Source organism: Aeromicrobium sp. UC242_57, assembly GCF_044452305.1.
GTDB lineage: Bacteria > Actinomycetota > Actinomycetes > Propionibacteriales > Nocardioidaceae > Aeromicrobium.
On sequence record NZ_JBIOAM010000003.1, the window covers coordinates 779,468 to 790,541 of the forward strand.

At 66.7% G+C, this 11,074-nt stretch carries 7 protein-coding genes and 7 pseudogenes; 12 read left to right on the plus strand and 2 right to left on the minus strand.

What is annotated here, in order from left to right; translation table 11 throughout:
- Window positions 1-65 precede the first annotated feature (65 nt).
- The 11 genes and pseudogenes from infC (at window position 66) to ACHMWU_RS14875 (ending at window position 7,011) form a co-directional block, all read left to right on the plus strand.
- Window positions 66-743, plus strand: coding sequence for a translation initiation factor IF-3 (infC, locus tag ACHMWU_RS14825; protein WP_396046778.1), 678 nt, complete (start codon window positions 66-68; stop codon window positions 741-743).
- Window positions 744-938 carry a 50S ribosomal protein L35 gene (gene rpmI, locus ACHMWU_RS14830; protein ID WP_396044790.1) on the plus strand — a complete coding sequence of 65 codons (195 nt, stop codon included), beginning with the start codon at window positions 744-746 and terminating at the stop codon, window positions 936-938.
- A gap of 47 nt (window positions 939-985) precedes the next feature.
- A pseudogene (gene rplT, locus ACHMWU_RS14835) lies at window positions 986-1,380 on the plus strand (50S ribosomal protein L20).
- A gap of 3 nt (window positions 1,381-1,383) precedes the next feature.
- Window positions 1,384-2,211 carry a TrmH family RNA methyltransferase gene (locus ACHMWU_RS14840; protein ID WP_396044792.1) on the plus strand — a complete coding sequence of 276 codons (828 nt, stop codon included), beginning with the start codon at window positions 1,384-1,386 and terminating at the stop codon, window positions 2,209-2,211.
- Window positions 2,212-2,352: 141 nt separating this feature from the next.
- A complete protein-coding gene (locus tag ACHMWU_RS14845) occupies window positions 2,353-2,913 on the plus strand; it encodes a sensor histidine kinase (RefSeq protein ID WP_396044794.1) in 561 nt (186 codons plus the stop codon).
- Window positions 2,914-2,952: 39 nt separating this feature from the next.
- Window positions 2,953-3,444, plus strand: a complete 492-nt coding sequence (locus ACHMWU_RS14850) for a sensor histidine kinase (RefSeq protein WP_396046780.1) — start codon at window positions 2,953-2,955, stop codon at window positions 3,442-3,444.
- A pseudogene (pheS, locus tag ACHMWU_RS14855) lies at window positions 3,386-4,464 on the plus strand (phenylalanine--tRNA ligase subunit alpha); the annotation flags it as partial. The gene ACHMWU_RS14850 and the pseudogene pheS, both read left to right, overlap by 59 nt.
- Before the next feature lie 171 nt (window positions 4,465-4,635).
- Window positions 4,636-5,091, plus strand: a pseudogene (locus tag ACHMWU_RS14860) (phenylalanine--tRNA ligase subunit beta); the annotation flags it as partial.
- Window positions 5,092-5,206: 115 nt separating this feature from the next.
- Window positions 5,207-5,650, plus strand: a pseudogene (locus tag ACHMWU_RS14865) (phenylalanine--tRNA ligase beta subunit-related protein); the annotation flags it as partial.
- A gap of 118 nt (window positions 5,651-5,768) precedes the next feature.
- A pseudogene (locus ACHMWU_RS14870) lies at window positions 5,769-5,903 on the plus strand (hypothetical protein); the annotation flags it as partial.
- Between the two features lie 124 nt (window positions 5,904-6,027).
- The gene (locus ACHMWU_RS14875; RefSeq protein ID WP_396044796.1) at window positions 6,028-7,011 is read left to right on the plus strand and encodes a hypothetical protein; all 984 of its coding nucleotides are present in this window, start codon (window positions 6,028-6,030) and stop codon (window positions 7,009-7,011) included.
- Window positions 7,012-7,140: 129 nt separating this feature from the next.
- On the opposite strand, the pseudogene ACHMWU_RS14880 reads toward ACHMWU_RS14875, so the two are convergent.
- Together ACHMWU_RS14880 and ACHMWU_RS14885 are read right to left on the minus strand one after the other, a co-directional pair.
- Window positions 7,141-7,696: pseudogene (locus ACHMWU_RS14880) on the minus strand (LemA family protein).
- Window positions 7,693-9,336, minus strand: coding sequence for a DUF2207 domain-containing protein (locus ACHMWU_RS14885; RefSeq protein WP_396046782.1), 1,644 nt, complete (start codon window positions 9,334-9,336; stop codon window positions 7,693-7,695). Before ACHMWU_RS14885 ends, ACHMWU_RS14880 begins: the two are co-directional and overlap by 4 nt.
- A gap of 300 nt (window positions 9,337-9,636) precedes the next feature.
- On the opposite strand from ACHMWU_RS14885, the pseudogene argG reads away from it, so the two are divergent.
- Window positions 9,637-11,055 (plus strand): annotated as a pseudogene (argG, locus tag ACHMWU_RS14890) (argininosuccinate synthase); the annotation flags it as partial.
- Window positions 11,056-11,074: the final 19 nt, after the last annotated feature.

The following is an 11,074-nucleotide window of genomic DNA, read 5'->3' on the forward strand; positions in this document are numbered from 1 at the left end:
GGCCACTTTTTTTGTGACTAGTTTGTGGCCTCCCTTCAATCTCAGGAGGATTTATCACCACAGAGCTGCGCGTCAACGACCGAATCCGCGTTCCAGAAGTACGCCTCGTCGGTCCTGGCGGTGAACAGGTAGGCATCGTCCGTATCGAAGATGCTCTGCGACTGGCTGCTGAAGCCGATCTCGATCTCGTTGAGGTTGCTCCGACAGCCCGTCCGCCCGTCTGCCGTCTCATGGACTACGGCAAGTTCAAGTACGAGACTGCTCAGAAGGCGCGCGAGTCACGCCGCAATCAGACCAACACCATCATCAAAGAGATGAAGTTGCGTCCGAAGATCGATCAGCACGACTACGACACCAAAAAGGGTCACGTCGTCCGATTCCTCAAGGCCGGCGACAAGGTCAAGATCACCATCATGTTCCGCGGTCGCGAGCAGCACCGTCCCGAGCTGGGATACCGCCTGCTGCAGCGTCTCGCCGCCGACGTCGAGGATCTCGGTTTCATCGAGTCCAATGCGCGTCAGGACGGCCGCAACATGACGATGGTTCTCGGCCCGCACAAGAAGAAGTCCGAAGCCCAGGCGGAGGTCAAGGCCGAAAAGGCTGTGACGACTGCTGCGAAGGTCGCTGAGAAGGAAGCCGAAGAGGCTGAGGTCAAGGCACATCGCGAAGCCGCCCAGAAGACTGCAACACCCAAGAAGCCCCGTCGGCGTTCCGAGAACCTCGACCCAGACATGGAGGCATAAATGCCGAAGTTCAAGCCCCACTCGGGTATGAAGAAGCGCGTCAAGCCCACCGGCAGCGGCAAGCTGCGCCGCGAGCAGACGAACCGTCGCCACCTGCTCGAGGTCAAGTCCTCGTCGCGCAAGCGTCGCCTCGAAGGCACCACGGCCGTCTCCAAGAACGACGTCCCCCGCGTGAAGAAGATGCTCGGTCTCTGACCGCGCGTTCCACCCCATTCCACCTAAGAACTTGAAGGAGAACTGAGATGGCACGCGTCAAGCGCTCAGTCAACGCACAGAAGAAGCGCCGTCAGACACTCGAGCGCGCTGCGGGCTACCGCGGCCAGCGCTCGCGTCTGTACCGCAAGGCCAAGGAGCAGGTCACTCACTCGCTCGGTCTACAGGCTACCGTGACCGCAAGGCCAAGAAGGGCGACTTCCGTCGTCTCTGGATCCAGCGCATCAACGCTGCGGTCCGCGCTGAAGGCCTGACCTACAACCGCTTCATCCAGGGCCTCAAGGCCGCTGAGGTCGAGGTCGACCGCAAGATCCTGGCTGAGCTGGCTGTCAACGAGCCGGCTGCCTTCTCGGCACTCGTGCAGGTCGCGAAGGACAACCTTCCGGCCGACGTCAACGCTCCGAAGGACGGCGCCGCGGCCTGAGCCGTGGTACCGACGCATAGTGGCGAGCACGCCTGGTGGCTCACCGTCCGTTTCGGACGGGTGAAGCACGCCAGGCGGCTCGCTACTCGTGCGTTCCGGGCCGACCAGAGGGAGTTCCTCGCGGAGGGTCCCCAAGCGGTCAGAGAAGCGCTTGAAACCTCTGGTGTGACACAAGAAGTCTTCGCGACGGCTGACGCCACCGATCACCACACTGATCTGGTCGCCGCAGCCCGCACCGCCGGAATCGACTGGCACGTCGTCACCGACGACGTCGTCGAGGCCATCTGCGACACCGTGCAGCCACAGGGCGTCGTCGCCCGCTGCGCCATGCTCGACCGCCCCTTGGAGGCGTTCCTCGATCGTGCGCCGTCCTTCGTGGTCGTCTGCGCCGACATCCGCGATCCCGGCAACGCTGGCGCGGTCATCCGGTGCGCCGACGCTGCTGGTGCTGACGGAGTCATCTTGGTCGGCGACAGCGTCGACCCCTACAACCCGAAGTCCGTACGCGCCAGCGTCGGCAGCATCTTCCACCTGCCCCTGGTGATCGACCGCGACACCCCTGGCACGCTCGAATCCCTGCAGGCCTCGGGCTTCCAGGTGCTGGCAGCCGACGGCGGGGGAGACGTCGGGCTGTTCGACGAGGCACTCGACCTCACGCAGCCCACCGCGTGGCTCATGGGCAACGAGGCCTGGGGCCTGCCAGAGCAGACTCGGGCCCTGGCTGATTCGGTCGTTGCAGTGCCGATCTACGGGCAGGCCGAGAGCCTCAATCTGGCCACGGCGGCTGCTGTCTGCCTCTACACGACCGCGCGTGCGCGTCTCACTCCCTAAAATTTTTCCCCTACCGGTGCAAAGGGATTAGTTCTTTAGTACTAGATTCTCTCGGCATGGACTACGACGACTATCCGGACGGCGTGCTCATCGCCGGACCTGATGGGCTCGTCGAGTACGTCAAATCCCCGTATCAAGGTCATGGCTCGTGCTGTAGGTGACGAGATGATCGGGATGCACATCTCCGAGGCCATGCCGTTCGACGACCTGAACGGAAACTCCTGGTACGACGTCACCCGTCCCTACGAGGGCATCAACATCCGCAACCGGCTGTCGGAGTCGTCCTGGTGGTCACCCAAGGGCAGCGAGTACCTCATCACGGCATCCCTGGTGCGTGATCGCCGGGCCGGTCCCGTGCAGCGGGTGCTCGTCAGCGTCCGGAACGCCCGGATCCGCAACCAGGCCGACCGGGAACGGTCCGACCTCGTCGCGACCGTCGCCCACGAGCTGCGCTCCCCGCTGACCGGCATCAAGGGATTGCAGCCGACCCTGTTGACCAAGTGGGACAAGTTCTCCGAGCAGCAGCGCCAGCTGATGCTCGAGACGATCGATGCAGATGCCGACCGGTTGAGCAGGCTCATCACCGAGCTGCTCGACGCCGCGCGGATCGACGCCGGACGTCTGACGTTGCGGCGCGGCCCGGTCAAGCTGCCGGAGGTCGTCCGCCACGTACTGACGGAACGTCTCGGCAGGCAAGGGTGAGCCCTTCGAGATCAGCATCACCGACGGCGTCGACCTGATCTGGGCGACAGCGACCGCATCCACCAGGTCGTCACCAACCTCGTCGAGAACGCCCTGCGTCATGGCTTCGGCCTGCGTGAGATCGCCCTCGAGAACTCTGAACATCCCGCCAAGGGCTCGGGCGTGCTCCTGCAGGTCCATGACAACGGCCCCGGAATCCCAGAGGAGATGCGGCAACGCGTCTTCAGCCGGTTCTGGCGTTCTGGTCCCGGTGCAGGCAGCGGGCTGGGCATGTACATCGTGCGCGGCATCGTCCAGGAGCACGGCGGAGACATCGAGATCGGCGAGGCTGACGGCGGGGGTGCGCAGATCCGGGGTGTGGCTCCCGATCAACGAGCCAGACACGATGACCGACTGACGACGGACGTCACTAGACTGCAGGTGGTGCCCGCGACCCGTGCAGGGCGCCTCCCGAACGAAAGTCAGGTTTGCTGTGTCCGCGCCCAACTCGTCGTACGACCCGGTGGAAGTCACTCCGTTGCACGCAGATGAGATCGACCGCATGCGGATCGAGGCCCTCGCTGCGATCGACGCCGCTGCGACGCTCGACGACCTGGCGCAGGTCCGCATCGACCATGTCGGTGACCGTTCGCCGATCGCCCTGGCCAATCGCGAGATTGGTGCTTTGCCCCCACAGGCGCGCAAGGAGGCCGGTCAGCGGATCGGCCAGGCGCGTGGAGCGATCAACCAGGCTCTTGCGGCCAAGACGGCTGAAGCTGAAGCCGCCGCAGAAGAGCTGGCGCTCGTCACCGAGACCGTCGACGTCACGCTGCCGTGGGACATCATGCCGGTTGGCGCCCGCCACCCCGTCACGACGCTGTCCGAGCACATCGCCGACATCTTCGTCTCGATGGGCTGGGAGATCGCCGAAGGACCCGAGGTCGAGGCCGAATGGCTCAACTTCGATGCGTTGAACCTCGGCCCCGACCACCCAGCCCGCACGATGCAGGACACGTTCTGGGTCACCCCTGAGAAGGCGGCGATGGTGCTGCGCACGCACACCTCCCCGGTGCAGGCCCGCACGATGCTGACGCGCAAGCCGCCGATCTACATCGCCTGCCCCGGACGCGTCTTCCGCACCGACGAGCTCGATGCGACCCATTCGCCGGTCTTCCACCAGGTCGAAGGACTCGCGATCGACGAAGGTCTGTCGATGGCACACCTGAAGGGCACGCTCGACCACTTCGCCCAGGCGATCTACGGCGACGGGATGACGACCAGGTTTCGTCCGTCGTACTTCCCGTTCACCGAGCCGAGCGCCGAGATGGACCTGCTCTGCTACGTGTGCCACAACGAGCCTGAGGCGGTCGCCGACTGCCGCACGTGCAAGGGCGAGGGCTGGGTCGAGTGGGGCGGCTGCGGCGTCGTCAATCCGCGCGTCCTGATCGCCTGCGGCGTCGACCCGAACGCTATTCGGGCTTCGCGTTCGGCATCGGTATCGACCGCACCATCACGTCCCGCTACGACATCGCTGACCTGCGCGATCTGTTCGATGGCGACATCCGTTTCACCGAGCCGTTTGGAGTTCAGCTGCTGAGGGCACCTGTCTCCTGGCTGCGCCAGTACGTCGACCTGCCCGAGAACCTGTCGACGGTCGACCTGGCCGCACGTCTGACGGCCTTCGACCTCAAGCTCGAAGAGATCGTCTCGTCCGGCATCAGCGGACCGCTCACGGTCGGCCGCGTCCTGAACCTCGTCAAGGAGGAGCAGAAGAACGGCAAGACGATCAACTGGTGCCGCGTCGACGTCGGCCCCGAGCACAACGAGCCGTCGGTGCCAGACGCGCCGGGTGACGACGTGCCGTCCAGGGGCATCATCTGCGGCGCCCACAACTTCGTCGAGGGCGACCTCGTCGTCGTCTCGCTGCCCGGGACGGTGCTGCCGTCGCTCGCGCAGTACATCCCCGGCGGACTGATCTCAGCTCGCAAGACCTACGGTCACGTCTCGGACGGCATGATCTGCTCGACGTCCGAGGTCGGCCTGCCGGGTGATGCCAGCGGCATCATCGTGCTCGAGCCGGGCTCGGCCCAGCCCGGCGATGACGCGATCGAGCTGCTGGGCCTGGGCGAGGAGGTCCTCGACCTCGAGGTCAACCCCGATCGGGCGTATGCGCTGTCGATGCGGGGGAATCGCCCGTGACGCGGCGATCGCCTTCGGCGTGCCGTTCCACGATCCCGCCGACATCGCTGTCGAGACTTCGGGTGAGTCCTACCCCGTGCGAGTCGAAGACCCAGCGGCGTGCCCGGTGTTCACGATGCGCGAGGTGACCGGCTTCGATCCGGCCAGCCCCACTCCTGCCTGGATGTCGAGCCGGCTCGAGCTCGCCGGCATGCGGTCGATCTCGTTGGCCGTCGACGTCAGCAACTACGTCATGCTCGAGCTCGGTCAGCCTTCGCACGCGTACGACAAGGACAAGCTGCGCGGCGACATCGTGGTGCGACGTGCGCATGAGGGCGAGTCGATCAAGACCCTCGACGACGTCGTGCGTCCGTTGGATCCGGCCGACCTGCTGATCGCCGACGACAATGGGCCGGTCGGCCTGGCCGGCGTCATGGGTGCCGATTCGGTCGAGATCGACGCGAGCACGACCAACATCGTGATCGAGGCCGCGTGCTTCGATCCGCCGACGATCTTCCGTGCCGCTCGTCGTCACCGGTTGACGTCCGAGGCCGGCAAGCGCAACGAGCGCGGCATCGACACCACCCTGCAGGCACGCGCGGCCACGCGGGTCGCCGAGCTGCTCGCCGAGCTCGGCGGGGGGCACCGTGTCGCCTGGTCTGACGAGCATCGGTTCTGCTGCCGCACCGCAGCCGATCGTGCTCTCGGCCGAGCTGCCCGCCCGCATCACAGGCGTCGAGATCGAGACTGCCACTGCGGTGTCGGCGCTCGAGGCCAACGGCTGTGCCGTGGTGCTCGACGGTGAGCAGCTGTCGGTGACGCCTCCGACGTGGCGCCCCGACCTGACCGATCCGTACGACGTCGTGGAGGAAGTGCTGCGAGTCGTCGGCTACGACAAGGTCCCATCGATCGTCCCGACGGCGCCGGCCGGTCGTGGCCTGACGCCTTCTCAGAAGCTTGCGTCGCCGCGCGGGCATGGTGCTGGCCGGTGCAGGCCTGGTCGAGGTGAAGACCTTCCCCTTCGCCGGCCCGGCCGACTGGGACCGGCTCGGACTCGACGCCGACGACGTCCGACGCCGTCAGGTGCTGCTGGAGAACCCGCTGTCCGCCGAGGAGCCGGGGCTGACGACGACCTTGCTCACCGGGTTGCTGCGCAGCCTCGTGCTCAATGTCGGGCGGGGTCACTCCGATGTCCACATCACCGAGACCGGGCGGGTGTTCCTGCCCCAGGCCGATGGTGCGGAGGCGCCGATCTACGGTGTCGATCATCGTCCGACGGACGAGCAGCTCGCCGCGTTCGGCGGCTCGCTGCCGCAGCAGCCGTTCCACGTAGCGCTGGTCATGAGCGGCGAGCGCGTCCGTTCGGGCTGGGCCGGCCCCGGCCGTGCGGCCAGCTGGGCAGATGCGATCGCCGTGGTCCGGCAGCTGGCTGCGTCGATGTTCGTCGAGGTCGAGGTCCGTCAGGCGCAGCTCGCGCCATGGCATCCGGGGCGTTGCGCCCAGATCCTCGTGGACGGCGAGATCGTCGGTTTCGCCGGCGAGCTACATCCTCGGGTGCTGAAGGCCTACGGACTGCCGGCACGTGTCGTGGCCGCCGAGGTCGATCTCGATGCCCTGATCGCGGCGTCGCCGACGGTCGGTCCGCGTCCCAGCTTCTCCACGTTCCCGGTCGCCAAGGAAGATCTGGCGCTCGTGGTCGACGTGTCGGTCGCCGCTGGTGACGTCGAGGCGGCTCTGGCGGGTTCGAGCGATCTGGTGGAGTCGGCGCGACTGTTCGACGTCTATGCCGGTGAGCAGGTGCCCGAGGGCAAGAAGTCGCTGGCGTTCGCGCTGCGGCTGCGGGCCCAGGACCACACCCTGACTGAGAAGGAAATCCGTGAAGCGCGGGAGGCCGCGGTGAGCGCAGCGAACGCGCGCACTGGAGCCACCCTCCGCACCTGACCGCTGACGAGGTGGTTATGGCCCTTTCGCGAGAGGTTTAGCGCCCTCTCGTCAAGGGGCGACAACCCTCTCGTCAAGGGGTGACAACCCTCTCGTCAAGGGGCGATAACCACCTCGTCAGGGTGGGGGTTAGAACTGGACGGGGGGTGGGGTTGCCTGGCCTTCTGGAGCCTTGTAGAAGTCTCGTTCCTTGACGTTGGCGAGGCCGGCGAAGAACATCCAGGGGATCGTCTTGACCAGGTTGTTGAGCGTCGCGACGGCGTCGTTGTAGTACTGGCGCGCGAACGAGATCTTGTTCTCGGTGTCGGCCAGCAGACTGCAGCTGCAGGAAGTTTGCCGAGGCCTTCAGCTCGGGATACGCCTCAGCCACGGCAAGGACGTCGACGATCGCCTTGTCGAGCACCTGCTCGGCAGCGGCCTTCTGGGCGACGGTGCCGTTCTGGGCAGCCTCCTTGACCCCTGCCCGGGCCGCCGTGACCGCCTCGAACACGCCCTTCTCGTGCTGGGCATAGCCCTTGACCGTGTTGACCAGGTTGGGGATCAGGTCGGCGCGACGCGTCAGCTGCACGTCGATGCCGCCTAGGGCTTCCTGGGCGCCGATGTCTGCCCTGCGGAACTTGTTGAACGCCGTGACGCCGAACAGCACGAGCGCGACGACGATGACGCCGAGGATGATCCAGATCATGTCTTCTCCTGTGGGGTGGTGCGAATGATCAGCTGTGGTCGTGCGGGACTACCAGGAACCTCGCCCCCGCCGCCTCCACCGCCGCCTCCGCCCCCGCCTCCTCCTCCGGACGAGGAGGACGAGCTCTGTGTTGCGGCATAGGCGCTGATCGAGGAGGCCAGGGAGGACTCGAAGTCGGCGAACCCGTCTCCGGCGCCGAGGAAGCCCGACGAGGCGCCGGCCGGGCTGCCTCCGCCGTACCAGATCGGCACCGGCGCGGCGGTGCCGGTGCTGATCTCGTACTTGCGGGCCCACCGGTCGGCGCAGTCGAAGGCGACGGCATAGGGGATGTATGCGGTGTACAGGTCGTTCTTGCCGCTGAAGTCGAACCGGTCTTGCGCCGAGTCGGTCGACAGCATCCGCTCGAAGCCGCCGGCCTGCGACCAGAGCTCACGGCCTAGAGGGGTGCGCCGCTTGCCGACGCCCGGGGCGAGCAGTCCTGCACCGCCGACCGCGAAACCGGCCAGGGGTAGCAGGTACATCGAGATGGGCGGGCTCCAGAAGATGCCGATCCCGACCAGAGCGACGAGCGACAGCACGACGAGCACCCGTGACATCGACTCTGACGAGACAGTGCGCTGGGCTCCGATGCCTGAGGCCCACTGGTTGGTCTGCCCGGGGAGCGCCCCTCGCACCGACTGCAGCTGCTTGCCGGACTCGATCGAGTCCTTGCTGGAGGTGAACGTCGCGCCAGGACGGTCGACGCCGAGGCTGACGCCCACGTACCGGGTCACGTCATCCGTGCCGGCCCACGCCGTGGCATCGCCGACACCCGTGATGGTCCACGACTTGTCGGTGCCTGGTGTCAATGTCGTCAAGCCCTGTTCGGCTTGGTACAGGAGCGTGGCGACGAGGCTGCGGCTGGGAGCCGACTCCGTCGTCAGGTAGGCGGTCTGCACCGGTCCGAGTCCTGGTGGCGGCTCGAAGGTCACGGGGAAGCCCGGTCGTTCCTCGCGGCTGCGGCGGTCGAGGAGGTATCCGGCGGCAGCGAGCGCGAGCGTGACGAGAACGACGATGAGCACCGCCACGAGCGACTGACCCAGTGCGCGGTCGGCCCAGACTGGCCATGGCGCCGTGACCTGGTCGGGCGTCGTGATCGGCAGCCCGATGCGGACTGTCACCGGTGTGTTGGGCGCCAGCGCGCCGGTGCCGAGCGTCACGGTGTCGGTGCCGGCACCGTCGATCGTGCACCGCCCTGAGCCGTCGAAGCCGGTCGTGCACTGCACCTTGCCGCTCGCGGTCGGGAGGGTCAGGTTGACCGTCGACTTCGCGATGTCCATCGACCAACCCTGGGCGATGACGTTCCAGTAGAAGACCGACTCGGCGGGTTGCTCGTCGGTCCAGCTCGACGATCCGAAGCTGCCGGTGCCGACGTCGCTGGGAGCTAGGGCGCCCTTGATCGTGTAGCGGATCGTGTAGGTGTGGGTGCCTGCGGAGACGTAGGCGTCGGGGTCGCCGATCTTGGCGACCCTGATGCGGCGGCCTTGTGTCCAGGACAGGTCGTGGGGCACGCTGCGGCCGTCCAGCTCGACCGAGATGCGGTCGGGGTTGAGCCGGACGTGGGAGTCGTAGGGTGCGCTGAGGTCCCAGTAGCGGAAGATGCCGTGGCGCCGGAGGGGAACTCGGTGGTGAGGGTCTCCTTGGCGACGAGCGTGCCGTCGGAGCTGACCGTGAAGTCGGCGGTGTAGTCGCTGATGCGGACGGGATCGGGTCCGGTGCTGGTGTCGTCGGTGACAGTCGACGCGAGCGCTGGGACCAGCACGAGGCCCGCAGCGACCAACAGGATGACCACGCGCAGCAGCGTCCGATACATGGCTCGCATCCTAGGGGTTGCAGCGACGATACGTGGGCGATGACGGGCCGGTGTGCAAAGACTTGCACTCGTGTGCAAGAATGTGAATATGTCCAAAGTACTGACCAGCCTTCCGTCCGGCGAGCGCGTCGGCATCGCCTTCTCTGGGGGCCTCGACACCTCCGTCGCCGTCGCATGGATGCGTGACAAGGGCGCCATCCCGTGCACCTACACCGCCGACATCGGTCAGTACGACGAGCCGGACATCTCCGGCATCCCCGGCCGCGCCATGGAGTACGGCGCAGAGCTCCGCGCGGTCGATCGACTGCAAGCGGCCGCTCGTCGACGAAGGCCTCGCAGCCCTGGCGTGCGGAGCGTTCCACATCCGTTCAGGCGGACGCACCTACTTCAACACGACGCCGCTCGGCCGGGCCGTGACCGGCACGCTGCTGGTGCGGCGCGATGCACGAGGATGGCGTCGACATCTGGGCGACGGGTCGACGTTCAAGGGCAATGACATCGAGCGGTTCTACCGCTACGGACTGCTTGCCAACCCCGCGCTGCGCATCTACAAGCCGTGGCTCGACGCAGCCTTCGTCGCCGAGCTCGGCGGTCGCACCGAGATCAGCCAGTGGCTCACCGAGCGCAACCTGCCCTACCGCGACAGCCAGGAGAAGGCCTACTCGACCGACGCCAACATCTGGGGCGCGACGCACGAGGCCAAACGCTCGAGCACCTCGACACGAGCCTCGAGACGGTCGACCCCATCATGGGCGTCAAGTTCTGGGATCCCTCGGTTGAGATCCTCACCGAGGACGTCACGATCTCCTTCGAGGCCGGCCGCCCCGTGGCGATCAACGGCGCGACGTTCGACGGCGACCCGGTCGCCCTGGTCCACGAGGCCAACACGATCGGCGGTCGCCACGGCCTCGGCATGTCCGACCAGATCGAGAACCGCATCATCGAGGCCAAGAGCCGCGGCATCTACGAGGCGCCCGGCATGGCGCTGCTGCACATCGCGTACGAGCGCCTCGTCAACGCGATCCACAACGAGGACACGATCGCCAACTTCCACCAGCACGGTCGTCGTCTCGGCCGGCTGATGTACGAAGGACGCTGGCTCGACCCGCAGGCCATGATGCTGCGCGAGTCGGTGCAGCGGTGGATCGCGTCGGTCGTCAGCGGCGACGTGACGATCCGGCTCCGCCGCGGCGAGGACTACACGATCCTCGACACCCAGGGCCCGAACTTCTCGTACCACCCCGAAAAGCTGTCGATGGAGCGCACCGAGAACGCAGTGTTCGGTCCGACCGACCGCATCGGGCAACTGACGATGCGCAACCTCGACATCGCCGACTCCCGTGCGATGCTCGAGCTCTACGCAGCGCAGCCGCTCGACCAGGGGCAGGTGCTCGTCGAGAACGGCACGCTGTTCGGCGAGCTTCCCGCCGGCGGGGCAACCCGCATCGAGGCCAACCCGGCCGTCGCGGATGACGACGCGCAGCTGCTCGACGCTGCTGCGATGGAAGCTCGGCACCGACTGACCC